At 73.6% G+C, this 16,472-nt stretch carries 14 protein-coding genes and 1 pseudogene; 8 read left to right on the top strand and 7 right to left on the bottom strand.

All coding sequences use genetic code 11. The features are described 5' to 3' along the window. The 4 genes and pseudogenes from ABT247_RS07675 to pdhA all read right to left on the bottom strand — a co-directional run. Positions 1–195: pseudogene (locus tag ABT247_RS07675) on the bottom strand (hypothetical protein); the annotation flags it as partial. Between the two features lie 230 nt (positions 196–425). Next, positions 426–1,811 carry a dihydrolipoamide acetyltransferase family protein gene (locus tag ABT247_RS07670; RefSeq protein ID WP_350739523.1) on the bottom strand — a complete coding sequence of 462 codons (1,386 nt, stop codon included), beginning with the start codon at positions 1,809–1,811 and terminating at the stop codon, positions 426–428. A 5-nt stretch (positions 1,812–1,816) separates the two neighbouring features. After that, positions 1,817–2,815, bottom strand: a complete 999-nt coding sequence (locus ABT247_RS07665; protein WP_350739509.1) for an alpha-ketoacid dehydrogenase subunit beta — start codon at positions 2,813–2,815, stop codon at positions 1,817–1,819. Continuing rightward, the gene (gene pdhA, locus ABT247_RS07660; RefSeq protein ID WP_350739506.1) at positions 2,815–3,954 is read right to left on the bottom strand and encodes a pyruvate dehydrogenase (acetyl-transferring) E1 component subunit alpha; all 1,140 of its coding nucleotides are present in this window, start codon (positions 3,952–3,954) and stop codon (positions 2,815–2,817) included. The genes ABT247_RS07665 and pdhA overlap by 1 nt, the downstream gene beginning before the upstream one ends. 164 nt (positions 3,955–4,118) lie before the next feature. Between pdhA and ABT247_RS07655 the strand changes: the two genes are divergently transcribed. Next, positions 4,119–4,565 carry an Lrp/AsnC family transcriptional regulator gene (locus tag ABT247_RS07655; protein WP_350739503.1) on the top strand — a complete coding sequence of 149 codons (447 nt, stop codon included), beginning with the start codon at positions 4,119–4,121 and terminating at the stop codon, positions 4,563–4,565. A 12-nt stretch (positions 4,566–4,577) separates the two neighbouring features. Here ABT247_RS07655 and ABT247_RS07650 read toward each other — a convergent pair whose 3' ends face one another. Then, the gene (locus ABT247_RS07650) at positions 4,578–5,162 is read right to left on the bottom strand and encodes a TetR/AcrR family transcriptional regulator (RefSeq protein WP_350739500.1); all 585 of its coding nucleotides are present in this window, start codon (positions 5,160–5,162) and stop codon (positions 4,578–4,580) included. Positions 5,163–5,371: 209 nt separating this feature from the next. On the opposite strand from ABT247_RS07650, the gene ABT247_RS07645 reads away from it, so the two are divergent. From ABT247_RS07645 to ABT247_RS07635, 3 genes are all read left to right on the top strand, one after another. Continuing rightward, the gene (locus tag ABT247_RS07645; RefSeq protein ID WP_350739498.1) at positions 5,372–6,637 is read left to right on the top strand and encodes a putative hexosyltransferase; all 1,266 of its coding nucleotides are present in this window, start codon (positions 5,372–5,374) and stop codon (positions 6,635–6,637) included. Between the two features lie 183 nt (positions 6,638–6,820). Next, positions 6,821–8,521 (top strand): phenylacetic acid degradation protein PaaN, encoded by a 1,701-nt coding sequence (gene paaN / locus ABT247_RS07640; RefSeq protein WP_350739494.1) that lies wholly within the window; start codon positions 6,821–6,823, stop codon positions 8,519–8,521. 149 nt (positions 8,522–8,670) lie between these two features. Beyond that, positions 8,671–10,158, top strand: a complete 1,488-nt coding sequence (locus ABT247_RS07635; RefSeq protein WP_350739491.1) for an FAD-dependent monooxygenase — start codon at positions 8,671–8,673, stop codon at positions 10,156–10,158. A 59-nt stretch (positions 10,159–10,217) separates the two neighbouring features. Here ABT247_RS07635 and ABT247_RS07630 read toward each other — a convergent pair whose 3' ends face one another. Continuing rightward, the gene (locus ABT247_RS07630) at positions 10,218–10,784 is read right to left on the bottom strand and encodes a CGNR zinc finger domain-containing protein (protein ID WP_350739488.1); all 567 of its coding nucleotides are present in this window, start codon (positions 10,782–10,784) and stop codon (positions 10,218–10,220) included. Positions 10,785–11,039: 255 nt separating this feature from the next. Here ABT247_RS07630 and ABT247_RS07625 point away from each other — a divergent pair, with 255 nt between their 5' ends. Then, positions 11,040–13,202 (top strand): protease pro-enzyme activation domain-containing protein, encoded by a 2,163-nt coding sequence (locus ABT247_RS07625; RefSeq protein ID WP_350739485.1) that lies wholly within the window; start codon positions 11,040–11,042, stop codon positions 13,200–13,202. On the opposite strand, the gene ABT247_RS07620 is transcribed toward ABT247_RS07625, so the two are convergent. Continuing rightward, positions 13,195–13,461 (bottom strand): hypothetical protein, encoded by a 267-nt coding sequence (locus tag ABT247_RS07620; RefSeq protein ID WP_350739482.1) that lies wholly within the window; start codon positions 13,459–13,461, stop codon positions 13,195–13,197. The two genes, ABT247_RS07625 and ABT247_RS07620, sit on opposite strands and share 8 nt — an antisense overlap. 167 nt (positions 13,462–13,628) lie before the next feature. Between ABT247_RS07620 and ABT247_RS07615 the strand changes: the two genes are divergently transcribed. The 3 genes from ABT247_RS07615 to ABT247_RS07605 all read left to right on the top strand — a co-directional run bounded on the left by ABT247_RS07615 (position 13,629) and on the right by ABT247_RS07605 (position 16,307). After that, positions 13,629–14,648 (top strand): XRE family transcriptional regulator, encoded by a 1,020-nt coding sequence (locus ABT247_RS07615; protein ID WP_350739480.1) that lies wholly within the window; start codon positions 13,629–13,631, stop codon positions 14,646–14,648. A 204-nt stretch (positions 14,649–14,852) separates the two neighbouring features. Then, positions 14,853–15,323, top strand: coding sequence for a VOC family protein (locus ABT247_RS07610; RefSeq protein WP_350739477.1), 471 nt, complete (start codon positions 14,853–14,855; stop codon positions 15,321–15,323). 72 nt (positions 15,324–15,395) lie between these two features. Then, the gene (locus tag ABT247_RS07605) at positions 15,396–16,307 is read left to right on the top strand and encodes a pyridoxamine 5'-phosphate oxidase family protein (protein ID WP_350739474.1); all 912 of its coding nucleotides are present in this window, start codon (positions 15,396–15,398) and stop codon (positions 16,305–16,307) included. The last annotated feature ends 165 nt before the right edge of the window (positions 16,308–16,472 follow it).

Genomic DNA, 16,472 nt, shown 5'->3' with positions numbered 1-16,472 from the left:
GGCCGTCGGCGCCTCCGCCGGCGCCGACGGCGGGAGGTCCGGCGGGTCCAGCGGCATCGGCGGGCGGACGGACCGTTCCCCGGCCGGGGTTCCGGCCGCCTCCGGCCGGGGCGGCAGCTCCGGAAGCCCCGGGACGGAGGCGGCCCCCGCCGAGCCGTGCCCGGTGCGGATCAGAAGTGTTCTGCGGGACTTCACCGCTACGTTTCGAGTACCCAAGAGAATCGTTTCGCCTCCGGCCGGCCTGCGCCACCACCTGGCTTGGCTCTGCTGATGCCTAGGCAGCGTGGCACGCCCGAAGTACTCATCCGACAAATCACGCGAAGCCCGGACGCCCGGCCCGGGAACGCGCTACTCTCGCTCGATCGGCGGTCGCCCTGAGTGCCGAGCAGCACACCCAGGGCGATCACCGCCTGGTCGGACCGGGCTCAGAGCTGCCGCAGCAGCATCCCCGGCTGCTCGACGCAGTCCGCCACGAAGCGCAGGAAGCCGCCCGCCGTGCCGCCGTCGCAGACCCGGTGGTCGAAGGTGAACGACAGCTGGGTCACCTCGCGCACCGCCAACTCCCCGTCGTGCACCCAGGGTTTGGCAACGATCCGGCCGACCCCGAGCATCGCCGCCTCGGGGTGGTTGAGGATCGGCGTGGAGCCGTCCACGCCGAACACCCCGTAGTTGTTCAAGGTGAACGTGCCGCCGGTCAGTTCGGCCGGAGTGAGCGACCCCTTGCGCGCCGACTCGGTCAACCTCCCCAGCTCCTCGCCGAGTTGTTCGGTGCTGAGGCGCTGCGCGTCCCGCACCACCGGGACGACCAGGCCGCGTTCCCCCTGGGCGGCGAAGCCCAGGTGCACCGCCGAGTGCCGGAGGATCCCCGAACCGTCCTCGGTCACGCTGGAGTTGAGCTCGGGGAAGCGCGCCAACGCGACCGTGCAGATCCGGGCCAGCAGCGCCAGCACGCTCACCTTCGGGCCCGCTGTCGCGTTCAACTGCCGCCGCAGCGCCATCAGTTCGGTGGCGTCCGCGTCGACCCAGCAGGTCGCGGCCGGGATCTCCCGGTGGCTGCGGCTGAGCTTGTCGGCCACCGCCTTGCGCAGTCCGCGCAGCGGGACGACGTCCGCCCCGGCCGCCGGAGCGGCGGCCTGCGCGGTGACCGCCGGAGCCGCCACCTTGGCCGCGACCGCCCGCTCGACGTCCGCCCGCATGATCAGTCCGTCCGGGCCGCTCCCGGTGAGCGCGGCCAGGTCGACCCCCTGCTCCCGGGCCAGCCGCCGCACCAACGGCGAGATCACCGGCACCACGGCCGGCACGGCAGGAACCGCCGGCGCCGCCGCAGCAGGAGCCCCAGCAGCGGAAACGGCAGCAGCGCCGACCGGGGCCGGCGCGGCCACCGCAGCGGGACCGGCCCCGCCGACCCGACGCCGCCGCGCACCCCTGCTCTCCGCGACCCCGTACCCGACCAGCGGCCGTTCGACCTCCGCGGCGGAAGCATCGGCGGAAGCGTCGGCGGGAACAGCGGCGGACGCGCCTCCCGGCCCGTCCAGCACCCCGCCGTCCAGCGCACCGCCCTCCGCCGGCGCCACCGCGACCGTCACCAGCGGCGCGCCGACGGCGATCTCCTCGCCCTCCCCGCCGTACCGAGCGGTGACCACCCCGCCGTACGGGCAGGGCACCTCCACCACGGCCTTGGCCGTCTCCACCTCCACCACCGGCTGGTCGACCGCGATGACGTCACCGACCTCGACCATCCAGCGGACCACCTCCGCCCCGGTGAGTCCCTCACCGAGGTCGGGCAGCCGGAACTCCCGCACGACGGGCATCATCCTCAGTCCTCCCACTGCAGCCGGGCGACCGCGTCCAGGATCCGGTCCACCCCGGGCAGGTGGTGGTGCTCCAGCATCGGCGGCGGGTACGGGATGTCGAAGCCGGTGACCCGCAGCACCGGCGCGGCCAGGTGGTGGAAGCAGCGCTCGGTGACCCGCGCGGCGATCTCCGCCCCGGTCCCGCCGAAGCCGCTCGCCTCGTGCACCACCACGGCCCGGCCGATCGAGCGCACCACCCGGGTGACGGTCTCGTCGTCGAAGGGCACCAGGGTGCGCAGGTCCAGCACCGCGAGGTCCCAGCCCTCGGCCCGCGCCGCCTCGGCCGCCTCCAGGCAGACCGGCAGCGAGGGGCCGTAGGTGATCAGCACGGCGGAGCTGCCGGTGCGCCGCAGCACGGCCCGGCCGATCGGCTCCACCGGCGCGGCCGGGTCGAACTCGGCCTTCCCCCAGTACAGCCGCTTGGGCTCCAGGAAGACCACCGGGTCGTCGGAGGCGATCGAGGCGCGCAGCAGCCCGTAGGCGTCCGCCACCGTCCCCGGGGTGACCACGTGCAGGCCCGGGGTGCTGGTGTAGTACGCCTCGGAGGCGTCGCTGTGGTGCTCGACGCCGCCGATGCCGCCGCCGTACGGGATGCGCACGGTGATCGGCAGCGGGAGCTTGCCCGCGGTGCGGTTGCGCATCTTGGCTACGTGCGAGAACAGCTGCTCCAGCGCGGGGTAGGCGAAGGCGTCGAACTGCATCTCGACCACCGGGCGCAGCCCGTACATCGCCATGCCGATCGCGGTGCCGAGGATGCCGGCCTCGGCCAGCGGGGTGTCCAGGCAGCGCTCGGGGCCGAACTCGGCGGTCAGCCCGTCGGTGATCCGGAAGACGCCGCCGAGCCGGCCGACGTCCTCGCCGAGCACGTGCACCGTCGGGTCGTCGCGCATGGCGTCGCGCAGTGCGGAGTTGAGCGCCTGCGCCATGGAGGCGGTGCGCGCGGAGACGGCTGTCGGGGACATCAGTGCTGCACCTCGGCCTCGGCGGCCAGCTCGGCGGACAACTGGGCGGCCTGTTCCCGCAGTTGCGGGGTCGGCTCGGCGTAGACGTGGGCGAACAGCGCCATCGGGTCGAGCTCCGGGTCGGCGTGGAACTCGGCCCGCATCCGGGCCGCGAGCTGCTCCGCCTCGTCGGCCGCGTCCTGGACCAGCCGGTCGTCCAGCACGCCGAGGTCGCGCAGTGCGCGCTCCATCAGCAGGATCGGGTCGTGCTCCCGCCAGGCGGCCACCTCGGGCTCGGTGCGGTAGCGGGTGGCGTCGTCGGCGTTGGTGTGGGCCTCGATCCGGTAGGTGAGCGCCTCGACCAGGGTCGGACCCTCGCCGCTGCGGGCCCGCTCGACCGCCTCGGTGAGCACGGAGTGCAGGGCGGGCGCGTCGTTGCCGTCCACCAGCCGGCCCGGCATGCCGTAGCCGACGGCCTTGTGGGCCAGGCTGGGCGCGGCGGACTGGGCGCTGAGCGGGACGGAGATGGCGTAGCCGTTGTTCTGCACCAGGAAGACCACCGGGGCCCGGAGCACGGCCGCGAAGTTCAGCGCCTCGTGGAAGTCGCCCTCGCTGGTGCCGCCGTCGCCGAGCATGGCGAGTGCGACCACGGGCTCGCCGCTCAGCCGGGCGGCGTGCGCCAGGCCGACGGCGTGCGGTGCCTGGGTGCCGAGCGGGGTGCAGAGCGGGGCGGTCCGGCTGGCGCGCGGGTCGTAGCCGGTGTGGGCGTTGCCGCGCAGCAGGGTCAGCGCCTCCAGCGGGTCGACGCCCCGGGAGACCACGGCGAGGGTGTCGCGGTAGCTGGGGAACAGCCAGTCGCGCTCGCCGAGCACCAGCGCGGCGGCCACCTGGCAGGCCTCCTGGCCGGTGGAGGCGGGGTAGACGGCGAGGCGGCCCTGCTTGGTGAGGGTGGTGGCCTGCTGGTTGTAGCGGCGGCCGATCACCAGGCGGCGGTAGAGCTCGCGCAGCAGTGCCGGGTCGTACTTCTCCAGGGCGGGGGTGCCGAGCACCCGGACGGGGGAGACGTCCGGGAGGAGGGGTGCGGGGTCGGTGCGGGGGGCGGTGGCGCCGGGCAGCCAGCCGGGTACCACCGTGTGGTGTCTGTGGTCGAGAACGGTCATCTCGGGGCACCTCCAGGGGTGGCGGGGGCTCCCTACCGATTGTTCGGTCGTCTGTTCATCTTGACCAGAACCGTGACAAGGTGGTGGACATTCGGCCCGAGCGGAGGTCGACTGGTGGCAGTGCGTCCAATCGGTGAGGGTGGGGGGTCATGTCGGCTGAACAGATGTCCAGACTCGACCGGGTCGACCGTTCGATCCTGCGGCTGCTGCAGCAGGACGGTCGCGCCTCGATCCGCTCGGTGGCCGAGCGGGTGCACGTGTCCCGGGCCAATGCGTACGCCCGGATCTCCAGGATGGTCGAGGACGGCGTCATCCGCGGCTTCACCGCCAGGGTGGACCACGAACGGGCGGGTCAGGGTGCGTCCGCGTACGTCACCCTGAAGATCGTCCAGAATTCCTGGCGCACCGTGCGCGAGCAGCTGCTGGAGCTGCCCGGGGTCGCCCACATCGCCCTGGTCGGCGGGGACTTCGACGTGCTGCTGCTGGTCCACACCGCCGACAACCACGCGCTGCGGGACCTGGTGCTCAACCGTATCCAGTCCATCCCGCAGGTGCTCGGCACACGAACCATGCTGGTGTTCGAGGAGACCGACCAGGTCCCGCCGGACTGACGCCCGGCGGCCTCAGCGCGCCCGCAGCCCGTCGAAGGCCAGGTGCACCACGGCGTCGGCGACCCCGTCGGCGGCCTTCAGCCCCGGGCGGTACCACTCCACGATCGAGTTGATCATCCCGAACAGCAGCCGGGTGGCCAGCCGCGGCTCCACGTCCGCGCGCAGCGCACCGTCCGCGACCGCCGCCCGCAGCAGTTCGGCGACCTGGTGGTCGAAGTCGCGCCGGCGCTCCAGCGCCCACTGCTCGGTGGCCGTGTTCCCGCGCACCCGCAGCAGCAGCGTCACGTACGGCAGCTCCGCCAGCAGCACCTCGGCGGTGCGCCGCACCACGTGCTCCAGCCGCTCCACCGCCGGGCCCTCGACCGCGGCCGGCTCGGCCAGGATCGCGAACAGCCCGTCCAGCGCCCGCCCCACCGCCAGCCGCAGCAGCTCCTCCTTGCCGCGGACGTGGTGGTAGATGGAGGACTTGGAGATCCCGGCCGCCCGGGACAGGTCCTCCATCGAGGTGCCGTCGTAACCGCGCTCGTTGAACACGTCGACGGTCACCGCGAGCAGTGACTCGACGGTGTAGGCGGTGCGCGTGGTGTGATCGGCCATCCTCCGAGTATCCCCGGCCGCCCGGACCGGCACGCGATCGGGTCGGCCGGTCCGCGCCGCCCGCACCGGGCCGCCCGGCCCGCGCTCCGCCGCCCTGCACCGGGCCGCCCGGCCCGCGCCCGGCCGTCCGATCCCTGCCGGGCCCGGCGGGGACCACCTAGAATTCGGCGGACGATCGTCCACGTCCAGCAGGCTGGGGTCCACCGCTGATGAACGCAATACCGGCAGTCTCCTCCGACGCGCCCGAGCGGCGCAGCGAGGAGCCGGAGGGCGTGCCGAACACCTGGCAGGACCGCGCCCGCGCGCTGGCCGTCCGCTTCGGGCCGGCCGTGTGGTGCTACGCGGTGCTGAAGCTGATCGGCTTCACCGTGTTCATGAAGCTGCTGTCCTTCGCCGGGGACTACGCGAAGAAGCCGGCCCGGTTCGGCGGCGGCGCCAACACCTGGGACGTGCTGGCCAGCTGGGACGGCTGGTGGTACCAGCAGGTCGCGCAGTTCGGCTACCACCCCGCGCTGGTGCCGGTGCCCGGCGGGCTGCCCGGCTTCACCATCGAGCAGAACTCGGCCGCCTTCTTCCCGCTCTACCCGGGCCTGATGCGGCTGACCTCGGACGTCACCGGGCTCGGCCTGTACGGCGCGGGGATGCTGGTCTCGGTCGTGGCCTCGCTGTTCGCCGCCGCCGGCATCTACGCCGTGGTGGACCGGATGGCCGGGCCCCGGGCGGGCGTGATCGCGGCGGGGATCTGGGCGATCGCCCCGGGCTCGGGCGCCGAGTGGGCGGTCTACTCGGACTCCCTGTTCGTCGCCCTCGCCGCCTGGGCCTGCTACTTCGTGATGACCAAGCAGTGGGTGACGGCCGGGGTGGTCACCCTGGTCGCCGGACTCAACCGGCCGACCGCGGCGGCGCTGATCGGCGCGGTCGGGCTGGCCGCGCTGGTCGAGCTGTACCGGCGGGAGAGCGGCGTGCTGCGCCCGCTGGCGGCGATGGCGCTGGCCCCGGTCGGCCTGTTCGGCTACGTGGCCTGGGTGGGCTGGCGGACGGGCGAGTGGGGCGGCTACTTCCGGCTGCAGCACGACGCCTGGCTGCACTACTTCGACTGGGGCCAGGGCACCTGGCACTCGGTCCGCGGCGTGCTGCTGGGCCGCAACGACTACCCCTTCGCCTTCCCGGTGCCCGACCTGCTGGCCACCCTGATCGTGCTCAGCCTGCCGGTGCTGATCGTGCTGCTGGTCCGGCTGCGGCCGCCGCTGGTGCTGACCGCCTACACGCTGGCGACGATCGTCTCGGTGCTCGGCAGCCTGGGCATCTTCGGCAACGTCTCGCGCTACCTGCTGCCGGCGTTCCCGCTGTTCATCGCGCTCGCGGTGGGGATGCGCAAGCTCAGCTGGCCGGTCCTGGCGGCGGTGCTGGGCACCGGCGCGATCGCCTCGGGCTGGTACGCCGGGTACGTGATCTTCGAGCTCGGCGTGCCGTAACCCGCCGCATCTTCGAGCCCGGCGTGCCGTAAACCGCCGTCCGCACCGCCCCGGGGGCGCGTCCGCCAAGGACGCGCCCTCCGTCGTCCCCGCCGCGATCCGATCCCCGCACACCCTCTTGAGCCGACCGATCGTTCGGTTACCCTGTGACGTGTCCCGTCCTCCCTCCTGAGGAGCGCACAGATGTCCGCAGCGGTCACCCACCCCTTCGTCAGCGAGCTCGTCGAACGCCACCAGGCCACCCTGGACGCCGCGCTCGCCGCCGCCGCGAAGCGCGACTACTGGTCCCCGTACCCCGAGTTCCCGAAGGCATACGGCGAGACCGGCCCGGCGGACGGCAAGGCCGCCTTCGACGCCCTGCTCGGCAAGCCCTTCGTCCTCGACGGCCACCCCACCGACGGCGACCAGGTCGGCGGCGAGGCCTCCCCGTACGGCATCGAGCTGGGCATCACCTACCCGCACGCCGGCCCGGACGCCCTGATCGCCGCGATGCTCGCCGCCCGCCCCGGCTGGGCCGCCGCCTCCCCGAAGGAGCGCACCGCGGTCTGCCTGGAGATCCTGCACCGGATCAACGCCCGCTCGCACGAGTTCGCCCAGGCCGTCATGCACACCACCGGCCAGGCCTACGGCATGGCCTTCCAGGCCGGCGGCCCGCACGCCCAGGACCGCGGCCTGGAGGCCGTCGCCTACGCCTACGCCGAGCAGACCCGGCTGCCCGAGCAGGCCGGCTGGACCAAGCCGCAGGGCAAGCGCGAACCCCTGGTGATGACCAAGGAGTTCACCGTCGTCCCGCGCGGCCTCGCGCTGCTCATCGGCTGCAACACCTTCCCCACCTGGAACGGCTACCCGGGCCTGTTCGCCTCGCTGGCCACCGGGAACCCGGTGCTAGTCAAGCCGCACCCGCGGGCCGTGCTGCCGCTCGCGCTGACCGTCGCCGTCGCCCGCGAGGTGCTCTCCGAGGCCGGCTTCGACCCCAACCTGGTCTGCCTGGCCGCCGAGCACGAGGGCGGCACCGTCGCCCAGACCCTCGCCGTGCGGCCCGAGATCAAGATGATCGACTACACCGGCTCGACCGCCTTCGGCGACTGGCTGGAGGAGAACGCCCGGCAGGCGCAGGTCTACACGGAGAAGGCCGGCGTCAACGCCGTGGTCATCGACTCCACCGACGACTACAAGGGCATGCTGGGCAACCTGGCCTTCGCGCTCTCGCTCTACAGCGGCCAGATGTGCACCACCCCGCAGAACCTGCTGATCCCGCGCGGCGGCATCAGCACCGACCAGGGCGACAAGTCCTTCGACGAGGTGGTCGCCGACCTCGGCGCCGCCATCGAGGCCCTGCTCTCCGACGACGCCCGCGCCGCCGCCATCCTCGGCGCCGTGGTCAACCCGGGCGTGCTGCAGCGCTCGGCCGCCGCGGCCGGCGGCGAGTACGGCGAACTCGCCCTCGCCCCGCGCCAGGTGACCTCGCCCGACTTCCCCGGCGCGACCCTCCGCACGCCCGCGCTGGTCAAGCTGGACGCCGACAAGCCGGACGACCGCTCGGTGTTCCGCAGCGAGTGCTTCGGCCCGGTCTCCTTCGCCGTCGCCGTCGAGTCCACCCCCGCCGCCGTGGACCTGCTGCGCACCACCGTCCGGGAGAAGGGCGCGATGACCGCGACCGGCTACACCACCTCGCCCGAGGTGGAGGCCCTGCTCGTCGAGGCCGCGCTGGACGCCGGCGTCTCGCTCTCGCTCAACCTCACCGGCGGGGTCTACCCCAACCAGACCGCCGCCTTCTCCGACCTGCACGGCACCGGTGCCAACCCGGCCGCCAACTCGGCCTACTGCGACGGCGCCTTCGTCGCCAACCGGTTCCGCACGGTGGAGATCCGCCGGCACGCCTGATCCGGCGCACCGGCCGCGCCGGTCCCCCGGTGGTCCTCGGGCCACCGGGGGACCGGCGGTTCACAGCGATCGCGGGGCCCGCGATGATGGAGGCTGGGGGAGCGCCGGAAACGGCGTCCGACCGTCCTCCGAACACCGGGAGCTGATACATGACCGTGAAGCCGACGACCGATACCGACGTCATCATCGTCGGCGCCGGACCGACCGGACTGCTGCTGGCCGGCGACCTCGCCGCCGCCGGAGTCGGCGTCACCGTCCTGGAGAAGCGCACCGCCGAGTCCAACCTCACCCGGGCCTTCGCCGTGCACGCCCGCAGCCTGGAGCTGCTGGACGCCCGGGGCCTGGCCGACGAACTCATCGCCACCGGCCGGCCGCTCGGCGCGCTGCGGATGTTCAACCGCGTCGCGATCGACCTCGGCACGCTGCCCACCCGCTTCCCGTTCGTCCTGATCACCCCCCAGTACCACGTCGAACGGCTGCTGGAGGGCCGCGCCGAGAAGGCCGGCGCCGTCATCCTGCGCGGCGCCGAGGTCACCGGACTGCGCCAGGACGCCGAGGGCGTCACCCTGGAGACCGGCGACGGGCGGACGCACCGCGCCCGCTACGCCGTCGGCACCGACGGCGTCCGCTCCGCCGTCCGCGAGCTGCTCGGCATCCCGTTCCCCGGCGAGGCCGTGGTCGACTCGGTGATGCTGGCCGACGTCCGGCTGGAGCGCGAGCCCGCCGACGCGATCGCCGTCGGCGCCAACAAGGCCGGCTTCTCCTTCATCGCCCCGTTCGGCGACGGCTGGTACCGGGTCATCGCCTGGGACCGCGACGAGCAGCACCCGGACGGCAGCGCCCCCACGGCCGAGCAGCTCACCACGGTCGTCCGGGCCACCCAGGGCGAGGACTACGGGCTGCACGAGGTGCGCTGGAGCTCCACCTTCCACAGTGACGAGCGCCAGGCCCCCAACTACCGCTCCGGCCGGGTCTTCCTGGCCGGCGACGCCGCCCACTGCCACTCCCCGGCCGGCGGCCAGGGCATGAACACCGGCCTCCAGGACGCCGCCAACCTGTCCTGGAAGCTCGCCGCCGCCCTGCAGGGCCGGGCCACCGACGCCCTGCTCGACACCTACCAGGCCGAGCGGCACCCGGTCGGCAGGACGGTGCTGCGCACCTCGGGCGCGCTGATCCGGATCGCGCTCGCCGAGTCCGCCCCCACCCGCGCCCTGCGCGGGGCGCTCACCGCGCTCGGCAGCCACCTCGACCCGCTGAGCGAGCGCGGCGCCCGGATGGTCTCCGGCATCGAGATCTCCTACCCGGCGCCCAAGGGTGCCCACCCGCAGGTCGGCAAGCGCGTCCCGGACCTGCGGCTGACCTCGCTGAGCAAGCCCGAGGAGGGCGCCCCGGCCGCCCCCGAGCGGCTCTACGAGGCGCTGCGCGCGGGGAAGTTCGTCCTGGTCAGCAATGACGAGCTGAGCGCCGCCGGGCCCTGGGCGGAGCGCATGGTCTCCGCCGCCCCCGCCGACCCGCACGGCAAGCTGGCCGACACCGTGCTGCTGATCCGCCCGGACGGCTACGTCGCCTGGGCCGCCGTGGACCCGGGCCAGGGCGAGCTCGCCGACGCCCTCACCGCCTGGCTGGGCGCCGCCTGACGAGCGGTCGGCGGGTGCGGCGCTCCACCGCGCCCGCCGACCCTTCGTTCGGTCGTCCGTTAACCGCGGGCCTTCACGTAGTGCCGTGCGACCTTCGCCCGGTTCCCGCAGACCGCCATCCGGCACCAGCGGCGGCGCCCGTTCTGCGAGGCGTCGAAGAAATGGAGGATGCACGCCTCGTGTGCGCACTGCTTGACCCGGTGCGCGCCCTGCCCGAGCAGGGTGAGGAAGTCGTCCGCCGCCAGCCAGGGCGCCAGCCAGTGCGGCAGGTCCGTCTCCAGCCGGTCCTCGGCACCTTCCGGCCCGGCCGTCCGCCGGATCCGGCCGTGCGCCAGCACCGCGTCCAGCCCATCGCGGGCCGCTAGGCTCAACTCCCCCTGCTCGCGAGCGTCCTGGGCGGCCAGTGCGATCGCCTCGCGGGCTTGGCGGATTGCCTCCAGCCCGGCTTCGTCGGCGGTGCAGCGGTCGGTCAGCCCGTTGGAGGAGAGCCAGATCCGGTACTCCTCGACGCCGGTGAGCAGGTCGTTGACGGGCGTGCCGGCCCAGCGCGTGTTGAGCAGGTCGAGCGCGAGCGGCTCCCCGATCAGCGGTCGCGGGTCCCTCGGGTCCGCCGTCACGTCAGTCATCCCTCTCCCTCGCCTCGGCCCGATTCTACGTCCGGGGCCCGGACGGCGAATTGGTATGGACCGGCGCGGGAGTTCCGGACATTCACTGTATGGAACCGCGGGCTTTCCGGGCGTCCACACTTGACTGTTTTTTAGCAATCAATTGCTAGATCATGATCCACTGGACTGACCTCTTCTGACATGTTCTAGCCAGCGTTCCGCCCCGGGAACGCCTGGCCCCTTGCCGGCCCCCACAGCCGGCCAGAGGAGGATCCGTTGCGCCCCCGCACCCTCGCCCTCGCCGCGGCGATAGCCGTACTGCCGCTGACCGCCGTCTCGCTCGGCGTCTCGACCGCGCAGGCCGCCCCCACTCCGCACGCCACCCCGCGCGTCGCCCTCCCGAACACCGTGAACCCCGCGGTGGCCCACTCGGAGAAGAAGGGCGACGTCCCCGCCGAGCAGCAGATCTCGGTGGCCGTCAGCCTCAAGCTGCGCAACGCCGACGCGCTCGACCGCTTCCTCGCCGCGGTGACCACGCCCGGCTCGCCGCAGTTCGGCAAGTACCTGACGCCGGAGCAGTTCACCGCCCAGTTCGGTCCGACCCAGCAGGACGTGGACCAGGTCAAGGCCTACCTGACGGCCCAGGGCCTGACCGTCGGCGACGTCAGCGCCAACCGCCAGGTCGTCAACGCCCACGGCACCGCCGCCCAGGTCTCCCAGGCCTTCGGCACCCACGAGAGCTCCTACCTGGACCCGCAGCTGCAGCGCGCGTTCTTCGCCAACGACGCCGCCGCCTCGATCCCCGCCGACCTGGCCTCCGTGGTCCAGGGCGTGAGCGGCCTGGACAACCACGCGGTGCGCAAGAACCGCATCGCCAAGCCGGGCTCGCTGACCCCGAACGCCGCCTCCGCCACCCCGAGCGGCCTGAGCCCGGCCCAGTACCAGGGCGCCTACAACCTCAACAAGACCGGCGCCGACGGCACCGGCACCACGGTCGCCCTCTGGGAGTTCGACGGCTACAAGTCCTCGAACCTGACCACCTACGACGCCCAGTACGGCCTGACCGGCCCGGCCGTCTCCACCGTCTCGGTGGACGGCGCCAACTACGACTCCTCGCCCGGCCAGGGCCAGGGCGAGGTCGAGCTGGACAGCGAGATCGTCCGCGGCGCGGCCCCCAAGGCCACCCAGCTGGTCTACGAGGCGCCCAACAGCGACCAGGGCGAGATCGACATGGCCAACAAGATCGTGGCCGACAACCGCGCCTCGGTCATCTCGATCTCCTGGGGCTCCTGCGAGCCGGACACCACCGCCGCCTCGATGACCGCGGTCGACAACGCCTTCAAGCAGGCCGCCGCCCAGGGCATCTCGATCTTCTCCGCCTCCGGTGACGACGGCTCGCGCGACTGCACCCGCTCCACCAGCGGCTCGACCGTCAAGGCCGTCGACTTCCCGGCGTCCAGCCCGCACCAGACCGGTGTCGGCGGCACCAACCTCAAGGTCACCAGCTCCAACACCTACTCCTCGGAGAGCGCCTGGAGCACCGCCGGCGGCGGCGTCTCCACCGTCTTCAGCAAGCCCAGCTGGCAGACCGGCACCGGTGTCAGCGGCACCATGCGCACCGTCCCGGACGTCGCCTCCAACGCCGACCCGCAGAGCGGCTTCGCGATCTACACCGCCGGCGGCTGGCAGGTCTACGGCGGGACCAGCGCGGCCGCGCCGCTGTGGTCCGGCTACGCCGCCCAGTTCAACCAGAAGGCCAAGGCCGCCGGGCAGCCGGTCCTCGGCGAGGCGAGCCCGCGGCTCTACTCCGTCGCGAACACCGCCGGCTCCGGCGCGTTCCACGACGTGACCACCGGCGCCAACCAGGACTTCTCCGCGAAGGCCGGCTACGACCAGGTCACCGGCTGGGGCTCCCCGGTCGCCGACGCCCTGACCACCGCCCTCCTCGGCGGCAGCAGCGGCACCACCCCGCCGCCGAGCGGCTGCACCGCCACCCAGCTGGTCGGCAACGGCGGCTTCGAGACCGGCACCGCCGCTCCGTGGACCACCTCCTCGGGCGTCGTCGACAACAGCTCCTCGGAAGCGGCCCACGCCGGCAGCTGGAAGGCCTGGCTGGACGGCTACGGCAGCACCCACACCGACACCCTGTCGCAGAGCGTCTCGATCCCGGCCGGCTGCGCCTCCGCGACCCTCACCTTCTGGCTGCACATCGACACCGCGGAGACCGGCAGCACCGCGTACGACAAGCTGACCCTGCAGGCCAACAGCACCACGCTGAAGACCTGGTCCAACGTGAACGCGGCCTCCGGCTACGTCCAGCAGACCGTGGACCTGACCTCCTTCGCCGGCCAGACCGTGACCCTCAAGTTCACCGGTGCCGAGGACAGCTCCAACCAGACCAGCTTCGTGATCGACGACGTCGCGCTGAACGTCAAGTGACCACCGGCCGGTAGCTCCAGCCGGCAGTCCCACCGAACAGCACCACCGTGACCCCCGCCGGGGCGGCGCCGACAGGGCCCGCCCCGGCGGTGTCCGTCCCGGCGGTGCCCGTCCCGGCGGTGCCCGTCCCGGCGGTGCCCGTCCCGGCGGTGTCCGCCCCGGCGGTGTCCGCCCCGGCGGCGCCCGTCCCGGCGGTGCCCGTTCCGGCGGCCGGAACCGCACCCGGCCGGGTTCCGGCCGTGTTTCCGGACTGTTTCAAGATCGATAACCATATCGTCCACCTGTCGTGACCACTGTCATACGCACGACTGATGACGTAGCCTCTCGACCGTGCATAGGGTTCCCCAAAGCTCGGTGAAGCCGCTGGCGGCGCGCTCCGGCGCCGGCCCGGTGCCACCGAACTCACCTGGTGGGGAGGGTCACCGCATGGCCGCACAGCAGCCTTCGGACGCCGCGCGGCTGCGGCTGGTCGGATCGCGTACGGAAGGTCCGGACCTGAACGCCCCCGCGCCCCCGACCCCCGCCCCCGGGCCGTCCACCGGCCGCCCCGCCCCGGCCGGCGGCTTCGCGGACGCCCTGAACCTGGCCATCGAGGCCAGCGGCCTCAGCCTGGACCGGATCCGCGCGGCGCTCGCCGCCCGCGGCGTCAGGGTCAGCGTGACCACCCTCAGCTACTGGCGCCGCGGCCGCAGCCAGCCCGAACGGGCCAGCTCGCTGCGCGCCGTCCACCTGCTGGAGGAACTGCTCGGCCTGCCGCACAGCTCGCTCTCCTCGCTGCTCGGGCCGCCGCGTCCGCGCGGCCGCTGGGCCGCCGCCGCCACCACCAGCCACCTCGGGCTGGAGGACGTCTGGCCGGGCGAGCAGGAGATCGCCGCGATCTTCGCCGAGCTGGACGCCCCGCCGGCCGGCGAGCTGGAGCGGCTGAGCATCCACGACTCGTACTACGTGGACGCCGAACGGCGCGCCAACCTGCTCCGGATGCGCCAGGTGGTGCGGGCCACGGTCGGCGGGGTCGGCCGCTGCCTGGTCGTGCACAAGGCCGACGAGGAGGCGACCGGCTGCCCGGAGATCACCTCGGTGCGGCACGGCCGGCTCGGCCGGGTCCGCCGCCGCCCCGAGGTCGGGCTGACCGTCGCCGAGCTGATGCTGGACCGCCCGCTCGGGCTCGGCGACAGCACGGTCTTCGAGTACGAGGTCGAGATCCCCCCGGGCGGCCCGACCATGGAGTACAGCCGCCGCTTCGCCACCCAGGTGCGCGAGTACGTGCTCCAGGTGCACTTCGACCCGGCGGCCGTGCCGGTGCACTGCGAGCGGTACGACCGCGAGCCGGGCGCCGACGTCGACCACCGCCGGGAGCAGCTGTGGATCGGTGCCTCGGCGAGCGCCCACGTCCTGGCCCCGGACCAGCAGCCCGGCCACATCGGCATCCGCTGGGAGTGGGCGTAGCCCCCGCTCCACCCCGTGAAGTCCTGAAGCCCCGTCGGAACGGTCCGGCGGGGCTTCGGCGTTCCCGCGCGCCGGCCCCGGCTGAACCTAACCACTCAGGACCCCCGAACCGGTTGACGCCTCATCACCTAACCCCTAGTCTCACTCATACCGGTTAGGCAACAACGGCCTGCCGGACCGACCAGCCTCCGGGAGTGACCAGGCATGTCCAGCACCACCCAGCTCCGCACGCTGCAGACCGGCCACGTGGGTCTGAACGTCACCGATCTGGCCCGTTCGATCGACTTCTACCGCGCCGTGCTCGGCCTCGAGGTCGCCCACGAGGGCACCGACCCGGAGCGCCGCTACGCCCTGCTCGGCCGCGACGGCCGCCTCGTCGTCACCCTCTGGCAGCAGAGCACCGGCGCCTTCGCCACCGGGACGCCCGGCCTCCACCACCTCTCCTTCGAGGTCGAGAACCTGGACGAGGTGCGCGCCACCGAACGGCTGCTGCGCGAGCTGGGCGCCGAGTTCGCCTACGACGGCGTCGTCCCGCACCGCGAGGGCTCCGCCTCCGGCGGCATCTTCTTCACCGACCCGGACGGCATCCGGCTGGAGGTCTACACCCGCGCCGGAGTGGACGAGACCGAGGCCAAGGCCCCCGATGCCACCGCCCCCACCTGCGGTTTCTTCTAGAAGCCGCCGACCACCCCGCCTGCGCCCGGTGTGCCGCGGGGGTGCACACCGGACCAGCCGAGCGGAGACACCATGACGACCGTCAGCACGCCCTACCACGCCGGCGAGCGGGCCGCCCAGGCCCGGGCCGGCCTGACCGAACGGGCCGACCACGCCGGCCGCTCGATCCGCGGCACCGTCCCGGCCGTCGCCGCCCGCTTCCTGGCCGAGCGGCGGATGCTGGTGGTCGGCGCCGCCGACCTCGACGGCCGGATCTGGGCCACCCAGCTGGCCGGCCCGGCCGGCTTCCTCCAGGCTCCCGACGAGCGGACCCTGACGGTCGCCGCCCGTCCGGCCGGGGCCGACCCGCTGGCCGAGGCGCTGACCCGTCCGGCCCGGGTCGGCACCATCGCCCTGGACCCGGCCGGCCGCCGCCGGATGCGGCTCAACGGCCGCTCGGCGCCGGACGGCCGGGGCGGGCTGACGGTCCGCGCCGAGGAGGTGGTGTCCAACTGCCCCAAGTACATCCAGCGCCGCACCCCGCTGGACCGCCCGGGCGCGGGCGCGCCCCGGATCGTCGCGGCCGGCCCGGAGCTGTCCGTGGCGCAGCGGCTGACCGTGGCCACGGCCGACACCTTCTTCATCGCCACCGCGGGCCCGGACGGCAGCGTGGACGCCTCGCACCGCGGCGGCTTCCCCGGCTTCCTGGAGGCGGTCGGGCCGAACCGGGTGCGCTGGCCCGAATACCGCGGCAACAGCATGTTCATGACGCTGGGGAACCTGGAGCTCGACCCGCGGGCCGGGCTGCTGCTGCCCGAGTGGGAGACCGGCAGGGCCCTGCTGATCACCGGCGAGGCGCGCGCCGACTGGTCCGAGGAGGCCCGGGAGGCCGCCCCGGGCGCCGAGCGGATGGTCGAACTGGCCGTCACCGACGTGCTGGAGATCGCCGACGCCAGCCCGCTGACCTGGACCGAGCCCGAGTACTCGCCGGCCAATCCGCGCTGATCCCCCGTCATCCGGCCGGTAGCGATCCCCACCCGCCCTACCCGCTCCCACCCGCCCTCGCCACGCCCGCGGGCCGAACGGACGTCACCCGCCCGGCTCACCCGCCGCGCCGCACCGCCGCCGCTTTGGGACCTTGGTCTCTGTCCCGCCGTCAGGAACGGCCGG

It is taken from the genome of Kitasatospora sp. NPDC001539 (assembly GCF_040298565.1).
Taxonomy (GTDB): domain Bacteria; phylum Actinomycetota; class Actinomycetes; order Streptomycetales; family Streptomycetaceae; genus Kitasatospora.
This window is presented reverse-complemented; position numbering and strand designations above follow the sequence as displayed.